We start from the raw sequence: 23,785 nt of genomic DNA, 5'->3' as shown, positions 1-23,785 counted from the left end.
AACTGGGGCAAATACTCACTCATCCTATTAAATGCAAAGCATGGTTTTACCAACATCTGTTTCAATAGCAAGTAAATGCGTTTGTTACTACGTCTATCAATACTTTGCAAATGATTGATATTAATACAAGGAGTAAATCCGGCCCTTCTTACACTATCGCGAATTAAATCGCTAACCAATTGTAATTCAAATTCGCGCTCAAGCGTGATTTCTGCATCCAAATAAAATCGTTTACAATTTAAATAATGTTGCAACAAAACAATGATAATCAGACTAGCTAAAAATACTGTGATTATCACTTCTGTTAAGCCAAATCCTCGTTCGCATTTCATGACAGTACGATTTGACGCTGTAAATGACAACAATCTGATCCGGTTAGTGCCGCTGACCAACTGATCTGCAACGTAACAGTAGAACTCGTTTGTGTTGTTTGCCAGTGAAACGGCTCTTTAACCATTGCCAAAGCTTGTCTTGCTATGATTCTTTCCGAATTATTATCAAGTTGAGTTAAAGCAAGCGAACGCAGCGACGCTTGATTAAAAAGTTGATTGGTACGCCATTGCTGCTGCAAAAGCGTAAGCGAAGTTGTAGTAAGTAAAAATAGAGCGACCAGTACTTCGGTCAAGGAAAATCCTTGATAAGTGTTCATATTCCATTCCTGAGGTTGCTATGCGGTATATAGAGTACGACTTAAGAATAGAACAGACAAGAGACTGACCAAAATTTAGCTTCAGTCTACTACTGTGACTATTAAATCACCATCGTAAGCACAACCATTCCTTTGGGACAAAAAATGGCACGGCACAATCGGTTCCTGTACCCAGTTCTTAATTGCTATTGCATATCATTTTGATGAGCGTAGAAACAATTCGAAATAATAGGTAAGATGGTAGGTTTTCACTTTGTAAGGAGAGTTCATTGTCCTGTAATTACCACGGGTTGCCTCACCCCGGCATTCAAGCACTTAATCCTTATGTGCCGGGCAAATCTATCGAAGAATTGGCAAAAGAACAAGGCTTAATTGATATTATTAAACTTGCCAGTAATGAAAATCCCCTCGGATGCAGTCCTTTAGCAAGACAAGCGTTAGCCGAACTCTCAGGCATGCAGATAGCGAGCTATCCTACACCAGCTAACCATCCTTTACGGCAAAAGTTGAGCGAACACTTGGGTGTTGACGCAGACATGCTTACCTTAAGCAACGGTTCGGATATGTTATTTTCTGTCTTGTTGGCAACCTTTGCCTTGCATAACGATAAGCATATGTTAACTCATGATCATGCGTTTATTTCCTACCAAATCCAAGCCCAAACTTTAGGGATACCTGTCCAGAGTGTTGGCTTGCAATCGAATTGGAACGTTGATATTGATGCAATCATTGCCGCCTGTAGTCAACAAACTGCACTCATTTTTATTGCAAATCCTAATAACCCTACAGGCTTATTTATCAATCCAGATTCTATTAAAAACTACTGGATAACATTCCGGCGACAACCATTCTGGTTCTTGATGAAGCCTATTATGAATATGCTTATCCAGAGGGTGATAAAACCAGCACCAGTTTATTACAACACTATCCCAATTTAGTTATCACTCGTACTTTTTCTAAAGTCTATGGGCTTGCTGGTTTACGCCTAGGTTATGCCATTGCTAATCGTGAAATTACTGAATTATTACAGCGTGTGCAAATCCCTTTCGCAGTCAATCAAGCCGCACTTACAGCAGCCCATGCAGCTATTGATGATAAACATTTTGTAAGACAGACTGTAGAATTAAATGCCCTGGGAAGAGAGCAAATCCGCCATGGTCTAGAAGCCTTAAATTTAACTTCTCTTGCTTCCAGCTGTAATTTTATTACCTTTGATTGTGGGACTAGCGCCCTACCAGTTTACCAGGGATTACTTAGGCAAGGGGTGATTGTACGCCCTTTAACACCCTACAATTTATTTAATCATTTGCGAGTAAGTATTGGTAATACCCTTCAAAACAGCCGATTTCTTGATACACTCGCTGTCTGTTTGTCTGAAAATAAGAAGGAGTCAGGCTATGAAAACTGATCTAAGTCAAAAGCATTGCGAATCTTGTGAAGGAATTGGTGAAGCATTAACTGCTGAACAGATCCATAATCTAATGCCGCAACTCGATAAAAAATGGCAGGTCCATGAAAATAACAAAGAAATTAAACGTTCTTTTACTTTTGCCAATTTTTACGAAACGATGGCTTTTGTTAACGCGATAGCTTGGATAGCAAATACTGAAAACCACCATCCTGATCTGGAAATTGGATATAACTATTGCCATGTAAGATTCATGACCCATGCGCTCAAAGGCTTATCACATAATGATTTTATCTGCGCAGCAAAAATTGATGCATTAATGCTTTAAGGCCTAAGAGTTTTGTGCCAAGGGGTGATTTACATTTCGCTAGAATGCAAATTACCCCTAAGGTCTATCATCAATTTCTTTACGTTGAGCTGGCATAAAATCTTTTCTGTCTAAACCCATTGCAACAGCTAAAGCACCTGCTACATAGATTGAAGAATAAGTACCAATAACGATTCCAATGATTAACGCCAAAGAAAACCCACGAATTGTCTCGCCACCATAAACGAACAAAGCGACTACAACAAACAAAGTTAACAAAGAAGTCATGATAGTTCTGGATAACGTCTGGTTAATAGAAATATTCATTATTTCTAAGGACGTTGCACGTCGAATCTTAACAAAGTTCTCGCGTACTCGATCAAAAACAACGATTGTATCGTTTAACGAATAACCAATAACCGCAAGCAGGCCCGCTAATGCCTTGAGATCAAACTCAATACCAAACAGAGCAAAAATACCGAGAATTAGCACTGGATCATGCACCAAGGCTACGGCCGAACTAACTGCCAAACGGTACTCAAAACGCATAGCAATATAAATCATAGTGGCTAGTAAAGACACAATGATTGCCAATGCGCCTTTGGTAGCCAATTCTTGACCAACCTGAGGACCGACAAAATCAACTCGTTGCTTTGTAGCACCAGGTAATTGTTGCATCACCTTTTCAACAAGCAGGGTTTGATCAAGATCAGCTCGAGGCGCAATACTAATTAACACATCTCTGGATGTTCCATAGCTAACCACCTGGGCTTCCTTAAAACCCACCTCATATAAATTGTCGCGGATCGCAGTTAAATCGGCTGGTTGCTGGTAAGAAATTTCAATTTGGGTTCCACCAGTAAAATCCAATCCCCATTTCAAACCATTAATCAACAAGGCACCAATCGATACCAGGAAAACAAGCGCAGAAAAAGCAGTCCATTTGCGGGCGCCCATGAAATCTATTTTTGAATTTGGATTAAAAATTCCATCTAAGCCTCGTCTCAAATACCAATTGATAGTTTTTTCACATTTCGTCCACCGTAATACCAATTTACGATAGCACGAGTATAGGTGATGCTTGTTAACATAGAGGTCAACAATCCCAAGCATAAGATCACTGCAAAACCACGAACAGGGCCAGTACCTATAGCAAACAAAACTATACCCACAATCAGTGTAGTCACGTTAGCATCGATAATCGTCGCAAAAGCTCGCTCATACCCTGCAAACATAGCAGCTTGCGGGGGATAAACCATTTCGTAACTCTTCCCGGATTCTTTCATAGATCAATACGTTAGCATCAACAGCCATGCCGACTGTTAACACAAAACCAGCTATCCCAGGCAAGGTCAGAGTAGCGCCAATAATGGACATCAGAGCACTGAGCAAAATTAAATTTAAGAATAATGCAATATTGGCAACTAAACCAAAGAAGCGATAATACACCAGCATTAAAATTAAAATTAACCCCATACCTACTTGCAGAGATACCATACCCCGATGAATATTTTCCTTACCTAAAGAAGGTCCAACGGTACGCTCCTCTACAGGATAAATCACTGCAGGCAAAGCACCTGCACGCAACAATAGAGCCAAATTACTTGCCTCTTTACTATCTGACAGTCCAGTAATCTGGAAACTATTACCTAAAGCATTCTGAATCACTGGTGCCGAAATCACCCGCTCTTCACGATGAGTAACTCGTTTGCTAACGCCATCTACTGTTTGAGTGGTTGCTTTAGTTTCAACAAATACAATGGCCATGCGCTTACCAATATTTTCCCGAGTAATTTTGGTAAATAGACTTTCACCACCACCGCCTAGCTGAATTTGTACAGAAGGGCTGGCAGTTTGCTGATCAAAACTGGAAACAGCACTAGTAATTGAATCACCGCTGAGTACCACCTGGCGTTTCAATAAGATAGGATGTCCATCCATCATATATAATTTGCTATTAACGGGAATAACGCCCGTTTGCTTAGCAATCTGCGCATCATTTTCTTGATCAACCAAATAAAATTGTAACGTAGCCGTACCGCCAAGGATTTGTTTTGCACGTGCAGCATCCTGTATACCAGGTAGATCAACCCCAACTCGTGTTGCTCCTTGTTGTTGTACTACGGCTTCTCCCACACCTAATTCATTGACCCGATTTCGTAAAATACTCATTGTTTGTTCGATAGTATTCTGGCGAATTGTATTTAATTCCGCAGGGGACAAAGAAAGAGAAATCGTATAGGCGGCATTTGATTTGTTCAGAATCAAATCAGGAAACTTACTCTTAATCTCGGCAGCAGCATTTTGCATTTCTTCAGCAGAACGAAAGCGTATGTCAACGCCTTTATCGGCAACATAACGAATTCCTGTATAACGAATACCTGCTTCACGTAAATCCTGACCGATGCTTTTCATCAAACCTTCAAAACGACGGCCAATCACACTATCTACATCCACTTCTAAAAGAAAATGTACCCCACCACGCAGATCCAAACCTTGCTTCATCGGTTCCGCACCTATTCTGCTTAACCAGTTTGGGGTGGCTGCTGCTAAATTTAAAGCGACTGTGTAATCTGAACCAAGACCATTTTTAATAATATCCCGTGCCAGCAATTGGGTATCAGTCGAAGAAAACCTTACCTCTAGATTGTCTTTGGAAACAATTATCGGACTATATTTGAGCTTTGCTTCGTCAAGTAAAGTCTGAACTTGTTGACTAAGCTGCTCCATGTCGACCGGGGTTGATGAAGAAATTTGTACAGCAGGATCTTCGCTGTACAAATTAGGTATTGCATAGATTAAGCCGATCATCACAATGATAATCAGCATAATGTTTTTCCACAGAGGATATTTATTCTGCATTTCCGTGTCCCTGCGCCAACTTAAAGGGATTTAATGGTGCCTTTAGGCAAAATTGTACTGACTGCACCTCGCTGCAAGCTAATTTCAACACCTTCAGCAAGAGCAACTTTAATGTATTGCTCATCAATGCTAACAACTTTAGCCAGTATTCCTCCAGAAGTTACAATTTCATCGCCCTTCTTCAATTGACCAATCATTTCACGATGCTCTTTTGCCCGCTTGTTTTGCGGTCTTATCAACATAAAATAAAACAATACAAAAATGACTACGATCATAATCAGCGAAAACGTACCGTCAGGCTGTGCTGCTTGTGTAGTTGGGGCTGCAGCCATAGCATCGCTTATAAAAAACTCATACTAATCTCCTCCGTCGCTGTTTAATCATGGCACTAACCCAAGGCTGGGCAAGATAGCGTGACATCATAACGATATTTCACTCTCTCGTAAATGAAGTACCTAAGTAATTTCATGATGTTTGCAATATAGGTAATAACATCTGTTGATAATAATGAACATTATGTTGAATAAGAAACCGTTGACATAAAAGGGGGGTGTGCATTATTAAATGATGTAAATAAGCTCTGGTAAATAATTGCTGGCAAGTTGGACAAGAGCAATTTGCAATAGGCCGATAATCTTCTGCCTGCCGACTATCAAGTATATCAATAACGCCCTCTTGACTGTAAACTCGCCCTCTCATTGCATCCCTGGCTGGTTTATCAGACTCTACATGCCAAACATTATAGCCTGCCAATTCTTGCAATTGTTCGCTTTCAAACTCACCGGCCAGGTAGAGGGGTGAATCGGCATACTGTCGCAATTCCTGTATAAAATCGGAAAAAAGTTTTGTGCAACCGTAGTGTATATACCTACCCGGTAACCAGTCTGGATAAGTTGGTGAGTGTTCATCCACAGAGGCGAATAACACACTTGTTTTAGCTAAGGTTTGCCACGCGTTGAGAGTAGAGCCATTAAATAGTCTGTACGGCAAGGCTACTCTGTCTGGTTGCAACAAACCAATTAAAGAAAGCAGTTCATTCTGGTCAATATCTATACGGCTACCATCGTAACAAGAACGAAGCGAGTAAACACCATTCTTCGCAGTCGATAAGGAAGCATTTAATACTGTGATGCCTTGCCAGCCGGTATAGTTAGATAAGGGAGCAAATTTTTTAAGGTAAGCAATTCCAGGCTTCATTAGCAATGCATCGAGATAATAAACTCCGGCTTTAATGCCAACTTCTTGCCAGTTTGCCACAGTCAAACAATTCCCTGCTTCCGTAGTCAATACAGGAGTCAACCCTGACATTTGTTTTTATTTATCATGCAAATCCTTATTAAAGCAACAAACTAGCATCGCCATAACTGAAAAAGCGATAACTATGCGCTATGGCCTCTTGATAAAGAACCATCGCTTGCGCGTGGCCTATAAAAGCGGAAACAAGCATTAAAAGCGTTGATTCAGGTAAATGGAAATTAGTAATTAAACCATCACAGATTTGAAATTGATAACCTGGATAAATAAAATATCGGTATCACGACTGCAAGGTTTGAGGCAACCTTCTTCCGCGGCGCTCTCCAAACTGCGTAAAGCAGTTGTCCCAACAGCAATAACACGTTTACCCGCTGCCCGAGTTTCATTGACCGCCTGGCATAGTGCCTCAGTAATAGTAAATTGCTCACTATGCATCTTATGCTCGCTGATCACCTCACAACGCACAGGTCGGAAAGTCCCCGCACCAACATGCAAAGTCGAGTAAGCGATGTTAATACCCTTTAACTGTAACTGCTGCAAAAGCTCTTCGTCAAAATGCAAGCCAGCCGTCGGCGCTGCTACTGACCCCTTATATTTTGCATACACAGTCTGATATCGCTCGCTATCCATTGTTTCATCGGCGCGGGTAATATAAGGTGGCAATGGCATATGACCTATTTGCTCCAGCATCATCTCAACATCACCTAAAACCTGACAATGGTATAAATCATCCTGCTTGCTTAGTACTTCAAGATGCCAATTATTATCCAAATAAATAAGTGTACCCGCTTTAGGTGATTTACTCGCCTTAATATGTGCTAAAAATGAATTATCGCCTTGTAAACGTTCAATCAATAACTCGATCTTGCCGCCGCTTGCTTTCCTGCCATACAAGCGTGCGGGAATCACTTTACTATTATTCATTACTAAAAGGTCACCAGGCTGCAAAAATTGCGTAACTTCCTTGAATTGATGATGTGCGCTACAACCCGTTTTACGATCATAAATCAATAATCGCGAATCACTACGCTTGGCTAAAGGATACTGTGCAATCAACTCTTGCGGTAAATCAAAATAAAAATCTTGCTTATTCATTTTTCGACCTGGTAACAAAATGGCACTATTATATACCTAATCAAATTAAAGTTGTGTCAATTTAGGCAAAACCCTTTTGATTTAGGGGCTGTAGACATTTCTACTACCTGGCCGAAAAGCATTGATTTCCTGCGCTTCGCTGCTCATAAATCAACACTTTTTGACTTAAGCTAGCGTAATGTCTATAGACCCTAGTAATATCGTTATGGTTTATTGATAAAAATAAGGAAATTATTATGTTGGTTACTTTCTCCAGTGATGCTTACGAAAATATCACCATGTTTGGTGATGTAGCAATACAACTTTTAAAAATGATGGGACACAGCGCTACTATTCCCGGTGCGATTGTTGCTGCAGATATCCCCGAAGCATTATCGCGCTTACAGCAGGGGCTAGCGAAAACAGAGAAAAAAGAAAAAACATGCTTGTTGCCGATGAAACAGAAAATGAAGAACCTAATATAAGTCTTGCTCATCGCGCCTTTCCTTTGCTCAATATGCTTAAATCAGCCCAAAAGAAGCAATGTGATGTTTTATGGGCGTAAATTCCGCCTCTAGGGTATTTTGTGCATTGTGGTACTATAGCGCCTATTTAATTGCTAGTTCTGAATACCATGTTAACACTGCGTCAAATTACCCTTTCTCGCGGTAATAAAGTCCTGCTGGATAAAACCAGCGTGACACTCTACGAGAAACAAAAAATTGGTTTGATTGGCCATAATGGCTGTGGTAAGTCCAGTTTATTTGCCTTAATACTGGGCAAATTGCATCCTGATAGTGGTGATTGCCTGCTTAATCCGCAATTGCGGATTAGTCATTTATCTCAGCAATTACCAGATAGTGACGAACCAGCCCTTGACTTTGTACTTGCTGGCGATGAAGACTATTTGGCATTACAACAACGATTGCGCCATGCCGAGCAACAAGGTGATGATGCTGAGGTGCTCCTCTGCCATGAGTTACTTAATCAAACAGCAGGTTATAGCAAACCAGCAAAAGCAGCCTCGATTATGGCCGGCTTGGGGTTTAAAGCCACTGAACAAAAAAATTCGGTGAATAGTTTTTCAGGCGGTTGGCGTATGCGCTTAAGCCTTGCCCGCTGTCTCATGAAACCCGCCGATCTATTATTGCTTGATGAACCGACCAACCACTTGGATATGGAAGCTATTTTCTGGTTGGAGAAATGGCTAAAGCAATGCCCAAGTAGCATATTACTCATTTCTCATGATCGCGAATTTCTGGATGCCTTTGTTACCCACATTATCCATATAGAACACCAGGCTATGAATTTATATAGCGGTAACTACAGCCGTTTTGAACAAACTCGCGCTCAGCAATTAGCACTACAGCAACTCACTTATGAAAAGCAGCAACAGAAAATTAATCATTTGATGACTTATGTTAATCGCTTTCGTGCAAAAGCATCGAAAGCCAAACAGGCACAAAGCCGACTTAATGCGATCGCTAAAATGGACATTGTAGCGCAGGCACAAGTTGACTCACCTTTTTCTTTTAACTTTTATCCCTGTCCACGTGCGGGTAATCCTTTACTCAACTGTGAAAAAGTTAATGCCGGCTATGACACAGACAGCCCTATTCTGAAAACGATCAAGTTAGTATTAAATCCCGGCGACAGACTGGCTTTATTGGGCCCTAATGGTGAAGGGAAATCAACCTTGATTAAAACCTTAACTGGGACCTTAACCCCCTTGTCTGGCACTATTTATCGCTCCCCTCATTTGCAAATTGGTTATTACGCTCAGCACCAATTAGAAGAATTGGACGATAAATTAAGTCCTGTTGAAACAATTCAAATCCTCTCACCAGGAACCCGCGAACAAACCATTCGTGATTATTTGGGTGGTTTTAATTTTATAGGGGATATGGCCACCAAACCTATCCACTATTTTTCGGGTGGTGAAAAAGCAAGACTTGCTCTGGCTAAATTAGTTTGGTTAAAACCTAATCTATTATTGCTTGACGAACCAACAAACCATTTGGATCTTGGTATGCGGGCTGCGATAGAAATTGCTTTACAAAGCTATGAAGGCGCCTTAATCCTGATTTCTCATGACAGACATTTATTGCGCACCACTGTAGATGATTTTTTACCTTGTCTATCAAAAGAAAGTGCAACCCTTTAAAGGTGATTTGGACGATTATTATCAATGGCTACAGAATCGAGAAACCGGGAAAGAAAGCACACCTACTCAAACTACAAACCAATATCGTGAGAAAAAAAGCTTACAAAATCGTCTGAAAAAACTGGAGCAAATAATCGACCAGTTTCACCAGCGACTCTCACAATTTGAAACAATGCTTTCAGATTTATCCCTCTATGAAGAAGGACAGCAAAAGAAATTGCAAACCCTGTTAAATGAACAGAAAAATATACAGCAAGAGCTTCTTCAAGCCGAAGAAGAATGGTTAGAGATAGTTAACAGCATGGAGGAATCAAGCTAAATTTCTCTCATTGACAGTGATTTTTGTTTCTTTTTATTGTTTACGATAAAGACCCATTAATTCACTTTGCTCCAATACATGATTGGCCATTGCGGCAAGAACATCCTGTTTGGTTGCATTCGCATTAAGAGTTAAGAGCATATCCAACGCATAGAGCTTAAAGAAATAACGATGTGTACCACTTGGTGGGCAAGGACCTCGGTATCCTGTTTGCCCCCAACTGTTTTTACCATTTATGGCACCTGCTGGTAATTCAGCATCATCTGCTAATCGCTGGACAGTTGGTGGTATATTAAATACCACCCAATGCACCCAGTCCCCGCTAGGCGCATCAGGATCATCCAAAATTAATACATAAGATTTTGTCTCAGCAGGTGCATCTTGCCAAAGCAGTGCTGGCGAAATATCGGCTCCTTGACAGGTATATTGGATAGGGATCATGGTATTCGCTGCAAAAGCTGGACTTATAAGGGATAAGCTCATAGCAAAACTCCTCATGCTGAAGCTAAATAAAAGGATAAACCAGAATGCAACAGATTTCTTTCTCATCACTTTATCTCCCTGATAATCCAGTCCATTCACTCATGCCGAGAATATAGAAACAAGAATTTATTGAAACCTACTGCCCTTTCACTGTCTATAAACTTGTCCTCACTTTGTTGTGAGAGGGTTTCCCGCCTGCGCGGAAAAGACATAGATGCAGACGAGACCCATTTGTCATAGTATAGAACAGAAATCCTTATGAGATTATAATCTGACAAATGCCTGTCTTGACTATAGGGCGTTTAAGATTCTGCAATTGATTTTTTACGGTTATTATTTTTCCACTCACTATCAATTGAACCCCTTTCTAGGCTTTGTAACTGATGATCTAACGCAACTCTGTCATCAAAAACAAAGCAGCTACCTTCCCACATGGATTCTTCAACAGGAACAGAAGCTAAATAATTGAGTATGCCACCATCTAATTGATAGACCTCATTAAAACCCAATTTTTTAAATAGGATGTCGATTTTTCACAACGTATGCCGCCAGTACAAAACATGGCAATTTTCTTATCTTTTTTATCGTTTAAATGAGTGGAAACATAGTCAGGAAAATCCCGGAAATTTTCAGTTTTTGGGTTAGTAGCCCCTTTAAAAGTTCCTAACTGCACTTCATAATCATTTCTGGTATCAACCACCACCACATCTGGATCAGCAATCAATTGATTCCACTCGTTCGGACTAACATGGGTCCCGGCAAGCTGAATAGGATCAACACCCGCTTCCCCTAAGGTCACAATTTCCTTACGTAATTTTACCTTTGCTTTATCAAAGGGATTGAATTCATCAAAACTTTCTTTAAAAGCAAGATCTTCCAAACCAGCATAACTGCGCATGAAAGCAATTAACGATAACACGCTCTCCTTTTTACCGCAAAAAGTACCATTTACCCCTTCGCTAGCCAGAATAATGGTTCCTTTTATTTCATTCTTTTTCATTGCCTTTAATAAGGGCTCCTTCATAGACTCATAATCAGCAAGTGGAGTAAATTTATAAAATGTAACAATTACATATAAGCTCATTTCTACCTAATTCCCATCGTTAAATTTTGACAACTTTTATCCTGACAACTGGGGCCAGATAAAATTTCTACAACCTGTGCAATCCATTTTTGATTATCCTTTCTTATTATGGTGTTGGTACGCCCATAAAGCCTGCTATTTTTAGGGCAATGCAGATACTGTGCAATAACTGAATCACATTGCACTGCAAAATATTGCTGCCCAATATCATAGGCTTTTAATTTGTTCATTACCAAGAGTTTCCCAAAAGGAATCTGAGTATTCAGGACTCCCGTTATTACCTTGTCAGGCAATTCACTAAAATTCATTGTTATTAAAGCAAACTCTACTACTACCGCCTCATTCGTTAATTGGGCAATTTTTACATCATTGCGTTTTTTATCACCATCTATCAACATAGTGATCGCACGTGAATACGTATTTGTCTGCTCGTCCTTTTTGGCAGATATTATCTCAATTTTTGGCGTGCGATGGTAATATTTTTCTATACCCATTGTCATTAATGGCTGAATCAGCAAAAAATTATAGGGTACAGGTAACTTATCTTTATTGATATTTTGTTCCAATACAGTGATTTTTTTACCAAAAAATTATAAACTCCGTTTAGTTGCTGAAAGCTGATTTTGTTTGTAGACATCTGCTTTTCTACAGCATAAGAATTCGCCAAGAGGCCACACCATAAAAACAATATTAACATTTTTAGAATAAAGATTCTTTTCATTGTCATATTCTTACCCAAAAAGAAATTATCTGCCCATTATAATAAAATAGTACATGTGAATTCGATAGTTAAAAATAGAATTAGCACTCACTATGAAAATCAGGATTTTTTATATCGAACTGACTTAATTAATAGCCAGAGCGGCATTTAACAACTTGATATAATCTGTATATGGATAATTTTTATTTAAGTGTTTGTGCATAAATAAATCCAACGCAGCTTTCTTTGCTTCGGGTGGATTTCCTATTTGCAGCTCTAAAACTAATGTTAAAGCTGCATGCAAGACAGCCATCATTTCAATGATTGCTTGTATTTGTAAACTTTGCTCTTCAGGAGATACTCTTTTCATTACTTTAATTTTTTCAGCCAAAGCAACAATATTTTCCTGTAAAGCTAATTTATACTGACAGCTCTCTTTCACTTGATTTAACAATTGCAATAAATGAGCAAGAAACAACTCATCCACTTGAAACTTATTGATATCCCTTAAGGTCTGCATCCATAAGGTAAAATGCGTCCCTTCCCAATTTTCGCAAACAATACAGTCTCTTAATAAGCGTGGCAAAGAAGAAAAACTTTCTATCGTTCCATTACCAGCCAAAATATCAAGACAATGATGAACATTCTCTACTGTGCGCTTGGCAGTAAAATATTTATTGATGTTCGCCAACGTTCGCAAAAAAAGCTGTTGCGTTTTGGCATGTTCATGTTGCGGATTAGCATCCAATTCATCCTGAACGTGTACCATATGAAAAATACTGGCTATCATAGCGATATTTTCAGCTTTGATATGAGCCAATGTTTCTTTTACTAAAGGATAATTAATAATTTTGTTCTGGAAAGCAGAGCGATTAGCTGCATAGTAATAAGCGATTTGATAAGCACGTCTTGCCATACCCAAAACGGAAAAAGCATTAAAAATTCGTGATAAATGTAAGACATTTTCCATAACTAAATTAATGCCTTGTGCCGTTTCCCCCATCGGATAAGCCAACGCTGCGTCAAAATCAATCTCAGCCGTTGCCATCGAACGAGTACCGATTTTTTGTTTTAAGCGCCTGAGTTTAAATTGATTAGGCTTGCCATCCGGCAATTGACTTGGCAGCAAAAACAACCCTAAACCCCGGGTTCCACTAACCTGTTGATCATAACGGGCTGTCAATAAAATCAAATCCGCATTGGCATTGGAGCAAAACCATTTTTCTCCGTTAATTCGCCATTGCCCTTCGTTGTCCTGATAGGCATGAGTCGCATTCGCTCCAACATCAGAACCACCTTGAATTTCAGTTAAAAACTGCGCACCCGTATAATTTTGGCTGAAAGAAGGTTGGGTTAATTTATCCAAGTAATACTCAGTTTGTTCTAGTTGCGAATAATTACTCAAGACACGAATCACTCCAGCTGAACAAGCAATAGGACAATTATGCCCGGCTTCACCGGCATGTGCAGACAGAAGAAACAAACTAAGGGTCTTTTGCATTTGGCCTGGTGTAAGCAAAAAGCGCATCAAACCTGAACCATAAATGAGATCGCCAGCAGCAACATAAGAAGGATGATGAATCACCCGATCATGCCGCTCACCAATAGCATTATAATGTTCAATTTTTGGTAGATTAGTATCTAAATTATTTTCTACTACAATAGGTTCTAATTGCTCTACCACTTGCTGAGCAAAACGACTTAATTGTTGCATGAAATCCGGCTGTTGGGAAAAATAGCATTGATAGGTATGTCTAAGACAAGAATCGGATGTCAAAATATTATCTTGCAGTTGTTGGCACCAGGTTTGAAAATCATTTCTTGCCTGTTGATAATCCTTATCAACGTTCATCCTTCCTCCTATTTGTGATAGCCAAGCAAACCTGCTAGCTAATGATTCTGTCTTTGTAACGCTTAAGCAATCTTTAACGCAATATCCCAACGATAACCAAAGGGATCAACAAGACGTGCCGTTTTATCTCCCCAAAATTGAACATTCGGTTCTGTCAGGGATCTACACCCCTTGGCAATAGCCTGTACATAGAGTTTATCAACATTATCGACATACATATAAAAATAAACGGTGGAATATTATTCGTAGTCTGAGGTGACGCCCCTTCAAAATTAAAAGCATTCTCTTGACTTAGGGTAAAATTACACCCCTATAACGTAAACGGGCAAAAACTAATTCACCTTGGTCATCTGGTAGTTCAAAAATAGGAACAAAACCAAATAATTCTTCATAGAATGCCAATGCCTTCTTAACATCGGGTACTACTAACATCGCGGTCAACCAGTTTAATCCGGGCCATGGATGAGGGCGTTGTTCAACATTATCAAACCAATCTAGACGCGACAATGAAGAAGGCATAAATAACCTTAATAAAAGCCAGAGAAATTATTATTCATGGGATCATTATTACTGTCTACTAGAGATTGCATCAATCAGAAAAACAAGTACTGTCTTTTCAGTGCATTGCAATTGCTGATTAACCGCCTATTAAGGCTGTATTAGTTATTATCATTGAATTATATTAAATTTAATGCGTCCTTTTAAGCTAGTTTAGCGTACCCGATTCTTCATAATGATTAATTGTTTCTCATAGAGCAAAATAATTGACAAAAATTCGCCATTAATGCTAGCATGGTGCAAAAATTTATCTAGTGCCCCGCAGCTATACCAAAATTTAATAAACTAGCAATCAGTTTAATTCAGAGAGGCTCGCAATGTTTGAGTACTTTGCAAAAATTTATAACAAAAACTGTTCCTCGGACGAAAACTGGACAGAAGCCCAGATACTAGTATCCCAAGAACTGATTTGGAATGCACTTTGTTATAAATTACGCTCTCTGGATAAAAATAAATACCACTTTGCCTTCTTAGAATTTGAAACACTTACCATGGGTGAGTTGATTGATGCCATTCGTCATTTTGTGGCGCAAGAAGATTTCTATAAAAAATTGTATGGTAAAAGGAATAGCGACACCGAATATGCTGACTTAATTAATATCGCAAAACTCATCGCCTTGTACGAGGGTGAAAAAATTATCATCGCTTTTTATTGCCGTACAATATACAAGAGGACGATATATCTTTTGAGAATAAGCTTTATAGAATAAAACACAAAGACTTATGTGCTATACCAAGAGCTGCTCCCAATTTAGGGGAAGAAGCCAGAGCCCGATTTGATCTACTCACATTTGATGACATCATGCGCCACTTCCAAGAAAGCGGCAAACTAGAGAATTTTTATGCTAGTGAGACTATCCAACCCACCCAAACCATTGCCCATACTGACTGCCCGCACCGTATGACCTACCTTGCCTATATTGGCACGATGAACGGAAAATTGAGTAAATCTGCCTTTGCTGCTTTAAAGGAATTTTCCGAGCAGGTCTCTAGTGAATTTGATGCGACTCACAACATCCAGAGCTTTTTCTACCGTCGCAGGGTTAATGCAAAATATAATGCCTTACAAAATCTTCTTGCCTTTATAGAATCCTTGCCCATAGCGGAGCGGGATGATCTTTATGCAATGAAAATAAATAGCAGCAATACTTTTAAAAGCCGACTAGATCGCGTGTTAGCTGATGACTGTGTTTCTCAATTTGCTGACGACATTACCAAGCTGCTGTATCAATGCGATAATACGATTCGATTTACTAACCCAAGACCCAACCAGGTTATCGCACGGGATAAAAACTCTCTTGTGTTAACGGGAGAGGTTTTAAACACCGATGAAGACGATCTTAAGTTTCTAAGAAATCTGCAAAAAGTCATTATTAATACCCATTATGAAGTGAAAATAGGTACGAGAGTAACGTTGGATGGAAAAACCAATTGGGTACCCGGCAGTGTAGCAAACATCTTTCATAAATGTGACGATGGAATTGCTGGCAGAGTAACACCTGGCGAAGCAAGGTATCAGGCTGTTAAAAACAGCCTCTGAAAGCTCCCGTAACCCTCATCATAATTCTATCCTTTTATTCTTGCTCCTTCTCATAATAAACATACGTAAGAAAACCACAGACAATTTCTATGCCATGGTTTTTGACAAGCGCTGCTCTCAAATAATCGAAGAAAACGATAGTTTAGACCAGCATGAAGCGTTTACTGTAGGCTTACGTAACTAAGTCAACAATAGACTTCTTTCGAAATTCTGCAGCATTGGCGTATGCTTCGTCGATACGGTGCTCGAATCCTCATGTACTGGCCTACATTACGGTTCTGCGCGCCATTTCTGCTCTCACTGCAGCGAGTTTTGAAGATGTCTAATCAAGCACCATGGAAGTTGTGCTAAAATTTCTAAATCGAGATCTCCTAGGGATAAGAGAGTATGTCGGTTAGAGCAAAAAATGCTTTCCTCTTCAAAGAATCCTCTATTAATCGACCTGGCATTACAAGGCGGTGGTGCACACGGCGCGTATACCTGGGGCGTTATAGACAGGTTATTAGAAGAGCCAAAATTACGCATAGAAGGTATTTCCGGGACTTCAGCCGGCTCCATGAACGCCGCCGTATTAGCGAGTGGCTACCTTGAAGGAGGTGCTGAAGGAGGAAAAAAAGCGCTTGAAGCGTTCTGGTTGCGTGTTTCTCAAGCTGCCACTTATAGCCCTTTTCAGCGTAGCATCTGGGATATCCTCGCGGGTAGGTGGACACTGGATCATTCGCCTCTATTCCTTGCTTTTGATTTAGCGTCTCGTCTCTATTCTCCATACGATCTTAATCCGATGATGTTTAATCCCTTACGTACTATTCTGACTGAGAGCATTAACTTTAAACGCCTTGCCAAATCCCCTATAAAATTATTTATAACTGCAACGAATGTGAGAACTGGTCAAGGTAAGGTATTTAGAAACAAAGAAATAACGCCTGATGTTTTACTTGCGTCAGCTTGTTTGCCTACCTTGTTCCAAGCTGTCGAGATCAATGGTGAGGCCTATTGGGATGGCGGTTATACTGGTAATCCTACGATCACACCACTCGTAAAAGAATGTGAATCGAGTGATACCATTTTAGTACAAATAAATCCTGTCGAACGAATCGGAACGCCTAAAAGCGCACGTGAGATTCTTAATCGTCTGAATGAAGTTGCTTTCAACGCTACCTTGATGAAAGAATTGCGGATGATTGCCGTATTAAGACAAGTAGCAGATTTAGGACAGTGTGAGGGCGCGCGGTGGGCAAAAATGCGCATCCATCGTATTGCCAGTGATGACATGATTCATCTTGGCTATTCTTCAAAACTTAATGCCGAATGGCCTTTTCTGTGCATGCTGCGAGAAGAGGGCAGAAATTCAGCAGAATCGTTTCTACGCCGGCATGGCAACGATTTAAATCAACGTTCGAGTTTTGCACTCGATTCACTGCTTTGAACATACTCAGTTTATTATGCAGAAGGATTTTTTAACAATTGCAGCAATAATTTTGCGGCATGCTGCTCTGCTTTACGACGATTTGGTCCTTGCCCCGACGTTATTTTTTAAACCCATTTACCTTACAACTTACATGAAAAACCTGTTCATGCTCTTCACCTTCAATTTTGGTCAAACTATATTCTGGCAAAGGCCGCTTTTCGGCTTGCAGGTATTCCTGTAACTGGGTTTTGGCATCCTTCAAATTATCGTGCAAGCTCTCATCATCCAAGCGTGACTGATATAAGTTAAGAATAAGTTGTTGACTGGCCTGAATACCACCATCGAGAAAAACAGCCGCAATGATTGCTTCCAGAGCATCAGCTAAAATAGATGCACGACGAAAACCACCACTTTTTAATTCGCCCTGCCCCAAGTATAAATAATCCCCTAGCTCAATTTCTGCTGCAATTTCCGCTAACATTTCTCCTTTAACCAAAAAGCGCGTAAACGGCTTAGTTGTCCTTCACTTTGTTCGGGGAACATTTCAAATAAAGCATTGGCCATAACAAAGCTTAAGATGGAATCACCGAGAAACTCAAAACGTTCGTTATTTTCGCTACCAGCGCTACAGTGAGTTAGAGCCTGCTTTAACAAGGCAAGTGTTTTAAACTCATACCCTAATCGCCTGCTTAGGCGTTGCAAATCACCCTGTACCAATATTTACCTCATTACTCATTAAAACTCACGTTTAGTATAGGCGATTAATTGATTAAACGACCTATCTTTGACCAACGAATCTTAGACGTTTTACCATCCCAACTCATCCATACCAGAAAGGCTTTACCACGCAAGTAGCTATCTTCTACAAATCCCCAAAAACGGCTATCAGCACTATCATCACGATTATCACCCATCATGAAATACTGCCCAGCGGGGACCTCAACATCAAAATCTTCCGCAGGGACATCAGGCCGAATATAAATATCATGCTCTATTCCATTCAGATTCTCACGATACTTAGCAACTGCCTTACCCGAACTTTCATCGACAGTATATTCAACAAAAGTTTGTTTCATTTCTTTTCCATTAATCGTTAAAACTTTGTTGTGATAACTCACTTTATCCCCTGGGACTCCAATGACTCGTTTAATATAGTCATAGCTCGGATTAGGTGGCCAACGAAAAACAGCTATTTCACCTGATTTAGGATTAGCAACAGGAATTATTTTCTTTTCCCAGACTGGCAAGCGAAACCCATAAGCAAATTTATTAACCGCCAAAAAATCACCTACGAGTAACGTTGGCTCTAACGATCCAGAAGGAATACGAAAAGGTTCTACTAGAAAAGAACGCAATAAAAGAACAATAAAGAATACTGGAAAAAAGGAGCGGGAGTATTCAATAATACGCCCAGGTTTCTGCTCAGGCTTACGTTTCTTAGCCCAGAACAAAATATCCAGTAAATAAATAATTCCACTTAACAAAGAAAGAATAACTAATAACAGAGCGAAATTCATGCTTAACTGTTCCTATGAATGATTACCAGCCTCCAGGATCTGTTGACATGTCTACTATCTTGGCTGAAAAGCATTGATTTCCTACGCTTCGCTGCTCATTTACTCTCATGTAAACTATGCCCGATGCTTGTAAATCAATACTTTTCAATTCAAGCCAGCGAAATGCCAATAGATTCCCCTGATTTATTTTTTCGATCAGTCTGAAAAACTGCCATAAAGGCTTCTTGGGGGGATTTCGACATGCCCCACCTGCTTCATCCGCTTTTTACCGGCCTTTTGCTTTTCTAGCAGTTTACGCTTACGGCTGACGTCGCCACCATAACATTTTGCCGTTACATTCTTACGTAACGCTTTGACTGTTTGTCTGGCAATAATGTGATTCCCGAGTGCCGCCTGAATAGCGACATCGAACATTTGGCGCGGAATAAGTTCACGCATTTTATCTGCCAAGGCTTTGCCGCGATTGTAAGCAGCATCGCGATGAACAATAATAGCCAAGGCATCAACCCGCTCGCTATTAATTAAAACATCCATTTTCACTAAATCAGCCTCCTGGAAACGGATAAAATTATAGTCTAAGGAGGCATAACCGCGACTGACTGATTTCAAACGGTCAAAAAATCAGATACCACTTCACTCATCGGCAAATCGTAAACCACGGAGACTTGACGACCACTGTACGTCATATTAATTTGTACTCCGCGACGCTCAACACAAAGACTGATGATTTGCCCCAGATAATCTTGAGGAACTAAAATACTTGCCCGCACAATCGGTTCAAACATTTGTTTTATTTGTTGCGGTGGTGGTAATTGCGAAGGATTATCGATCATGACCGTTTCACCTTTGGTAGTAATCACCTGATAAACAACTGTCGGCGCTGTCGAAATCAAATCAAGATTATATTCGCGTTCGAGTCTTTCCTGCACAATTTCCATATGCAGCATCCCCAGAAAACCACAGCGAAAACCGAAACCCAAGGCTTCTGACGATTCAGGCTCATAAAATAGCGAAGCATCATTAAGGCTTAATTTCGCTAACGCTTCGCGGAACGCTTCAAAATCATCTGCACTGATGGGAAAAAGGCCAGCATAAACCTGAGGTTTAACTCGTTGAAAGCCTGGTAAAGGTTTCGACGCCTGATTTTTTCTAAGGTTAACGTATCCCCTACTGGCGCACCTTGAATCTCTTTAATGCCAGCAACAACATAACCCACCTCCCCTGCTTGCAACACATCCAATTTGGTACGTTTAGGAGTAAAAATACCAACCTGATCCACTTCGTAGGTTCTGCCAGTTGACATGACTCGCATCTTATCCCCTTTGCGCAGCGAGCCATTGGCTATTCGTACTAAGGAAACGACACCAAGATAACTGTCAAACCATGAATCAATGATCAACGCTTGCAACGGGGCTTCAATATCACCTTGCGGTGGGGGAATACGGGCAACCAAGGCTTCAAGTACATCTTCAACACCAAGACCACTCTTGGCACTGACACGAATTGCATCATGCGCCTCAAGGCCAATAATATCTTCGATTTCTGCTATAACCCGCTCAGGCTCAGCCTGAGGTAAATCGATTTTATTAAGAACTGGCAGTATCTCCAGAGATTGATCAATAGCTGTATAACAAACAGCAACCGTTTGCGCCTCAACACCTTGAGCTGCATCAACGACAAGAATCGCTCCTTCACAAGCAGCCAGTGAACGGGATACCTCGTAACTAAAATCAACATGACCAGGCGTATCAATAAAATTGAGTAAATAAATTTTACCATCTCGAGCTGTATAATTCAGTGATACACTCTGTGCTTTGATTGTAATACCGCGTTCGCGCTCGATATCCATGGAATCAAGTACCTGCTCTGCCATTTCCCGGTCAGATAAACCACCACAGAGCTGAATAAATCGATCAGCAAGGGTCGATTTGCCATGGTCAATATGGGCAATAATAGAAAAATTGCGAATTCGCGTTAGATCACTCAACTGAAAAACCTACTAATAAATTGTGTTATTCTAGCTTAATTATCAGCGTCCAGAAAGTAGTCATCTCAACGATGAGCATGCATTGACTCATTATGTAGCAGAAATTACATGGCGTATGGCTTAATAATTAGGGGTAAAATGAAAGTCATAAACTCTAATCTTCTCATTTTGCAGCGGCTCTCTAAGCCGGAGCAAATTGTAAAAAAATTGCTGTTGCCTCATCTTTACCCTAAAATTAAGCGATTTGATTCCAATTTAAGGATAACCAATGCGACGATTAACCGCGCTCTGCTTTGCCTTCTTAACACTACTTAGCAGCTATGCTGTACAAGCAGATCCAGCATTTGTACAACGTAACGATGTGCAGCAATTTATCAATAAAATGGTTAAACAGCATGGTTTTAACAAGAAAGAACTGACTCAGATAATGAGCGATGTCCAACTGCAACCGCAAATTATTGAATCAATGGAAAAACCTTATGAAAAAAAGACTTGGGATGTTTATAAGCAATTATTCTTAACATCACAACGCGTACAAAACGGTATAGAGTTTTGGAAAACTAACCGTGTATCACTGGAAAAAGCCGAAAAAAATATGGCGTCCCTGCAAATGTTATTGTTGCTATTCTTGGTATAGAAACACTCTATGGTAAAAATCAGGGAAACTATCGCGTTATTGACGCCTTATCGACCCTGGCTTTTAATTACCCCAAACGCTCCAAATTTTTTAGTAAAGAACTTGGCGAGTATTTATTACTCTGCCGCGAACATCATGTTCCTCCAACCCAATACTTAGGTTCTTATGCTGGCGCAATGGGCAAACCACAATTCATGCCCAGTAGTTACCGCTATTACGCAGCTGATTTTACCGGCAATCCTAAAAAAGATTTAATGAACGATGATGCAGCGGTGATTGCCAGTGTGGCTAACTATTTCCATAAACATGGCTGGCAAATGAATCAAGGCATTGCTCAACCAGCTATAGTTGAAGGTGCACGCTACAAGAAGATCAATACTAGTTATAAAACGGCTGTATATCGCCTTAACCAATTAATCGCAGCAGGAATCAAACCGTTAACCGCTTCAGTTAACACACCAGCTAAAGTTGGTTTGATTGAGTTAACGACACAAACGGGGCAAGAGTTTTTGGCTGGCTTATCCCAATTTCTACGTGATAACCCGTTACAATACCAGCCCACAATATGCAATGGCTGTTTACTTATTGTCACAGCAGTTAAAAAGCCAATGGGCAGCAGCAGCCATTGGCAAAAAATACGCTTACGTGTAAGCTGCTAATTATGTTATCCCGCGATTCGTTCCTGAGAAATCCTCAAAAAATTGTTCGCGGGAATCATTGTATCAAATTTCGATCTAGATCTTGGATCTCGCGAACAGTAATTAATGTTAACGAGAAAACGACATGAAGCTCGACTGTTAATCAAGGATGCTGTGTGGCTACATGCTTTTTATTCACCCAATACATGAATGATGATAGCTGCCTCAGCTTGAGTCTTGGAGAACGAGGCCAAATTGAAGCTCCACTAGCACAACGCTCTTTTACTGATATTAAGGCACTTCAACAGAATGCGCGGACAATAGCTATAGCTCCGACAGATTTCTTCACGCTGCATCAAGTCGAATTACCATGGCTTGCAGAAAGAAAAGCTCGAGCAGCCATCCCCTTCGCTCTTGAAGATAAACTCGCTCAACCTGTTGACTCCCTGCATTTTGCTTTTGACCGTGCCCATTATAATGATGGCCATTATCTTGTTGTCCTTGGCGATAAAAACCTTCTTACTGAATTAATTAATAAATTTGACAATCAGGGCATACGTTTTGATAGCTTGACACTTGATTGGTTCGCACTACAAAAAAATGAAGCCGCAGTTACCCCTACTAATATCCTGGTAAATGACGCCCATTTTCAAGGCGCGTTAAGTCCTGAACTAGCAGTCCTTTATTGTAAACTACAGCTTGAAACCAGTTTTACCGTTTCACCGATAGTAATGAGTTATTAATAAAAGAACCCACTGCATCCATTATCGACGTTGAAGACAGTTGGTATTGTTGGTTAGCTAAACGCTTACAAAACAGTAAGGTAATGACTCTTTGCCAAGGCGAATTACAACATAGTAGTACCCACAGTAAAACCAAGCGTTGGTACCAAGCTGCCATCGCGATGAGCATGATTTGGCTGTTAAGTATCCTTGCTGTGAATGCAGTAAAACTCTATTTCCTTAATAAGGATCTCAATCAGATCGATAAAAAATAGCCACCATCTATCATGAATTCTTCCCACAGGCACAACAGGTTATTAGTCCTCGATTTCGTATCACTCAATTGCTTAAAACCAATCAAGGTAATATGGATACCACTTTTTGGGTATTATTAGACAAGCTAGCCAGCACCTTTAATAGCAACACAATCACTTTTGAACAACTTCGGTTCCAAAATCAAACACTCTTGGTCACTTTAGCAACCAAAAATTTTGCTAACCTGGAAGACTTACAAACTCGCTTGCAACAAAAGAAAGTCAAGGTGAAACAAACGCAAGCCGCCACTACAAATGAGCAAGTGGTTGGTATTCTGGAGTTAAATCTATGAGAAACTACTGGAACA

20 protein-coding genes and 8 pseudogenes are annotated in these 23,785 nt (G+C 40.2%); 12 read left to right on the top strand and 16 right to left on the bottom strand.

The annotated features are described in order from the left end of the window. Together BN58_RS19155 and BN58_RS27390 are read right to left on the bottom strand one after the other, a co-directional pair. A partial coding sequence (locus BN58_RS19155) for a PulJ/GspJ family protein (protein WP_019218206.1) occupies window positions 1-332 on the bottom strand: 332 nt, incomplete at its 3' end. Continuing rightward, window positions 329-649 carry a prepilin-type N-terminal cleavage/methylation domain-containing protein gene (locus tag BN58_RS27390; RefSeq protein WP_019218205.1) on the bottom strand — a complete coding sequence of 107 codons (321 nt, stop codon included), beginning with the start codon at window positions 647-649 and terminating at the stop codon, window positions 329-331. The genes BN58_RS19155 and BN58_RS27390, both read right to left, overlap by 4 nt. 269 nt (window positions 650-918) lie before the next feature. On the opposite strand from BN58_RS27390, the gene BN58_RS37290 reads away from it, so the two are divergent. From BN58_RS37290 to BN58_RS19140, 3 genes are read left to right on the top strand one after another with little or no spacing between them, the layout of a single operon-like run. Then, the gene (locus tag BN58_RS37290; protein WP_332248028.1) at window positions 919-1,587 is read left to right on the top strand and encodes an aminotransferase class I/II-fold pyridoxal phosphate-dependent enzyme; all 669 of its coding nucleotides are present in this window, start codon (window positions 919-921) and stop codon (window positions 1,585-1,587) included. Further along, window positions 1,473-2,057: a pyridoxal phosphate-dependent aminotransferase gene (locus BN58_RS37285; protein WP_332248029.1), complete on the top strand. Its 585-nt coding sequence runs from the start codon at window positions 1,473-1,475 to the stop codon at window positions 2,055-2,057. Before BN58_RS37290 ends, BN58_RS37285 begins: the two co-directional genes overlap by 115 nt. Further along, a complete protein-coding gene (locus tag BN58_RS19140) occupies window positions 2,047-2,385 on the top strand; it encodes a 4a-hydroxytetrahydrobiopterin dehydratase (RefSeq protein ID WP_019218204.1) in 339 nt (112 codons plus the stop codon). The genes BN58_RS37285 and BN58_RS19140 overlap by 11 nt, the downstream gene beginning before the upstream one ends. Window positions 2,386-2,442: 57 nt before the next feature. Here the strand turns inward: BN58_RS19140 and secF are convergent, their stop codons facing one another. From secF to queA, 5 genes and pseudogenes are all read right to left on the bottom strand, one after another. After that, complete coding sequence (secF, locus tag BN58_RS19135; protein WP_019218203.1) at window positions 2,443-3,321, bottom strand: protein translocase subunit SecF; 879 nt, start codon at window positions 3,319-3,321, stop codon at window positions 2,443-2,445. Between the two features lie 47 nt (window positions 3,322-3,368). Next, a pseudogene (gene secD / locus BN58_RS27380) lies at window positions 3,369-5,226 on the bottom strand (protein translocase subunit SecD). Between the two features lie 20 nt (window positions 5,227-5,246). Beyond that, window positions 5,247-5,558, bottom strand: a complete 312-nt coding sequence (gene yajC / locus BN58_RS19125; protein ID WP_019218201.1) for a preprotein translocase subunit YajC — start codon at window positions 5,556-5,558, stop codon at window positions 5,247-5,249. 133 nt (window positions 5,559-5,691) lie between these two features. Next, a complete protein-coding gene (locus tag BN58_RS19120) occupies window positions 5,692-6,534 on the bottom strand; it encodes a tRNA-guanine transglycosylase (RefSeq protein WP_019218200.1) in 843 nt (280 codons plus the stop codon). Between the two features lie 28 nt (window positions 6,535-6,562). Next, window positions 6,563-7,575: pseudogene (gene queA, locus BN58_RS27375) on the bottom strand (tRNA preQ1(34) S-adenosylmethionine ribosyltransferase-isomerase QueA). A 236-nt stretch (window positions 7,576-7,811) separates the two neighbouring features. On the opposite strand from queA, the pseudogene BN58_RS27370 reads away from it, so the two are divergent. Both BN58_RS27370 and BN58_RS27365 read left to right on the top strand, forming a co-directional pair. Next, window positions 7,812-8,119, top strand: a pseudogene (locus BN58_RS27370) (DUF1840 domain-containing protein). 69 nt (window positions 8,120-8,188) lie between these two features. Then, window positions 8,189-10,037: pseudogene (locus tag BN58_RS27365) on the top strand (ABC-F family ATP-binding cassette domain-containing protein). A gap of 33 nt (window positions 10,038-10,070) precedes the next feature. On the opposite strand, the gene BN58_RS19100 reads toward BN58_RS27365, so the two are convergent. From BN58_RS19100 to BN58_RS32055, 6 genes and pseudogenes are all read right to left on the bottom strand, one after another. Next, on the bottom strand, window positions 10,071-10,520 hold the full coding sequence (locus BN58_RS19100) for a YbhB/YbcL family Raf kinase inhibitor-like protein (protein ID WP_019218198.1): 450 nt from the start codon (window positions 10,518-10,520) through the stop codon (window positions 10,071-10,073). 302 nt (window positions 10,521-10,822) lie between these two features. Beyond that, a pseudogene (gene trhO / locus BN58_RS27360) lies at window positions 10,823-11,604 on the bottom strand (oxygen-dependent tRNA uridine(34) hydroxylase TrhO). 2 nt (window positions 11,605-11,606) lie between these two features. After that, on the bottom strand, window positions 11,607-12,170 hold the full coding sequence (locus BN58_RS27355; RefSeq protein WP_019218196.1) for a hypothetical protein: 564 nt from the start codon (window positions 12,168-12,170) through the stop codon (window positions 11,607-11,609). Between the two features lie 279 nt (window positions 12,171-12,449). Beyond that, on the bottom strand, window positions 12,450-14,156 hold the full coding sequence (locus BN58_RS19085; protein ID WP_019218195.1) for an acyl-CoA dehydrogenase family protein: 1,707 nt from the start codon (window positions 14,154-14,156) through the stop codon (window positions 12,450-12,452). 62 nt (window positions 14,157-14,218) lie between these two features. Then, window positions 14,219-14,374, bottom strand: coding sequence for a VOC family protein (locus tag BN58_RS32060; protein WP_019218194.1), 156 nt, complete (start codon window positions 14,372-14,374; stop codon window positions 14,219-14,221). A 73-nt stretch (window positions 14,375-14,447) separates the two neighbouring features. Continuing rightward, window positions 14,448-14,675 (bottom strand): VOC family protein, encoded by a 228-nt coding sequence (locus BN58_RS32055; RefSeq protein ID WP_019218193.1) that lies wholly within the window; start codon window positions 14,673-14,675, stop codon window positions 14,448-14,450. Window positions 14,676-15,031: 356 nt separating this feature from the next. On the opposite strand from BN58_RS32055, the gene BN58_RS19075 reads away from it, so the two are divergent. The 3 genes from BN58_RS19075 (at window position 15,032) to BN58_RS19065 (ending at window position 17,680) form a co-directional block, all read left to right on the top strand. Continuing rightward, window positions 15,032-15,424, top strand: coding sequence for a hypothetical protein (locus tag BN58_RS19075; RefSeq protein ID WP_019218192.1), 393 nt, complete (start codon window positions 15,032-15,034; stop codon window positions 15,422-15,424). Continuing rightward, the gene (locus BN58_RS19070; protein WP_019218191.1) at window positions 15,367-16,254 is read left to right on the top strand and encodes a hypothetical protein; all 888 of its coding nucleotides are present in this window, start codon (window positions 15,367-15,369) and stop codon (window positions 16,252-16,254) included. Before BN58_RS19075 ends, BN58_RS19070 begins: the two co-directional genes overlap by 58 nt. Window positions 16,255-16,660: 406 nt before the next feature. Next, complete coding sequence (locus BN58_RS19065; RefSeq protein WP_019218190.1) at window positions 16,661-17,680, top strand: patatin-like phospholipase family protein; 1,020 nt, start codon at window positions 16,661-16,663, stop codon at window positions 17,678-17,680. A gap of 14 nt (window positions 17,681-17,694) precedes the next feature. Here BN58_RS19065 and rnc read toward each other — a convergent pair. The 3 genes and pseudogenes from rnc to lepA form a co-directional block, all read right to left on the bottom strand. After that, a pseudogene (gene rnc / locus BN58_RS27345) lies at window positions 17,695-18,382 on the bottom strand (ribonuclease III). Between the two features lie 41 nt (window positions 18,383-18,423). Then, entirely contained in the window at window positions 18,424-19,179 is a 756-nt protein-coding gene (lepB, locus tag BN58_RS19055; RefSeq protein ID WP_019218189.1) for a signal peptidase I, read from the bottom strand. 149 nt (window positions 19,180-19,328) lie between these two features. Then, window positions 19,329-21,166 (bottom strand): annotated as a pseudogene (gene lepA / locus BN58_RS27340) (translation elongation factor 4). 268 nt (window positions 21,167-21,434) lie between these two features. Here lepA and mltB point away from each other — a divergent pair. The 4 genes and pseudogenes from mltB (at window position 21,435) to BN58_RS29220 (ending at window position 23,770) form a co-directional block, all read left to right on the top strand. Next, a pseudogene (gene mltB / locus BN58_RS27335) lies at window positions 21,435-22,462 on the top strand (lytic murein transglycosylase B). Between the two features lie 155 nt (window positions 22,463-22,617). Next, on the top strand, window positions 22,618-23,184 hold the full coding sequence (gspL, locus tag BN58_RS29225) for a type II secretion system protein GspL (RefSeq protein WP_156812641.1): 567 nt from the start codon (window positions 22,618-22,620) through the stop codon (window positions 23,182-23,184). Between the two features lie 83 nt (window positions 23,185-23,267). Further along, a complete protein-coding gene (locus tag BN58_RS31305) occupies window positions 23,268-23,438 on the top strand; it encodes a hypothetical protein (protein ID WP_019218186.1) in 171 nt (56 codons plus the stop codon). Further along, window positions 23,435-23,770: a GspL/Epsl periplasmic domain-containing protein gene (locus BN58_RS29220; protein ID WP_083852276.1), complete on the top strand. Its 336-nt coding sequence runs from the start codon at window positions 23,435-23,437 to the stop codon at window positions 23,768-23,770. The genes BN58_RS31305 and BN58_RS29220 overlap by 4 nt, the downstream gene beginning before the upstream one ends. Window positions 23,771-23,785: the final 15 nt, after the last annotated feature.

The organism is Legionella tunisiensis, assembly GCF_000308315.1.
GTDB lineage: Bacteria > Pseudomonadota > Gammaproteobacteria > Legionellales > Legionellaceae > Tatlockia > Tatlockia tunisiensis.
The sequence above is the reverse complement of the archived record's forward strand: the minus strand, read 5'-3'. Positions and strand labels throughout refer to the sequence as shown.

Coding starts and splice junctions, on each gene's coding strand:
- BN58_RS27390 (WP_019218205.1), bottom strand. CDS start 649: ATGAACACTTATCAAGGATTTTCCTTGACCGAAGTACTGGTCGCTCTA.
- BN58_RS19140 (WP_019218204.1), top strand. CDS start 2,047: ATGAAAACTGATCTAAGTCAAAAGCATTGCGAATCTTGTGAAGGAATT.
- secF (WP_019218203.1), bottom strand. CDS start 3,321: ATGGGCGCCCGCAAATGGACTGCTTTTTCTGCGCTTGTTTTCCTGGTA.
- yajC (WP_019218201.1), bottom strand. CDS start 5,558: ATGGCTGCAGCCCCAACTACACAAGCAGCACAGCCTGACGGTACGTTT.
- BN58_RS19120 (WP_019218200.1), bottom strand. CDS start 6,534: ATGTCAGGGTTGACTCCTGTATTGACTACGGAAGCAGGGAATTGTTTG.
- BN58_RS19100 (WP_019218198.1), bottom strand. CDS start 10,520: ATGAGCTTATCCCTTATAAGTCCAGCTTTTGCAGCGAATACCATGATC.
- BN58_RS19085 (WP_019218195.1), bottom strand. CDS start 14,156: ATGAACGTTGATAAGGATTATCAACAGGCAAGAAATGATTTTCAAACC.
- BN58_RS32060 (WP_019218194.1), bottom strand. CDS start 14,374: ATGTATGTCGATAATGTTGATAAACTCTATGTACAGGCTATTGCCAAG.
- BN58_RS32055 (WP_019218193.1), bottom strand. CDS start 14,675: ATGCCTTCTTCATTGTCGCGTCTAGATTGGTTTGATAATGTTGAACAA.
- BN58_RS19075 (WP_019218192.1), top strand. CDS start 15,032: ATGTTTGAGTACTTTGCAAAAATTTATAACAAAAACTGTTCCTCGGAC.
- BN58_RS19065 (WP_019218190.1), top strand. CDS start 16,661: ATGCTTTCCTCTTCAAAGAATCCTCTATTAATCGACCTGGCATTACAA.
- lepB (WP_019218189.1), bottom strand. CDS start 19,179: ATGAATTTCGCTCTGTTATTAGTTATTCTTTCTTTGTTAAGTGGAATT.
- BN58_RS31305 (WP_019218186.1), top strand. CDS start 23,268: ATGACTCTTTGCCAAGGCGAATTACAACATAGTAGTACCCACAGTAAA.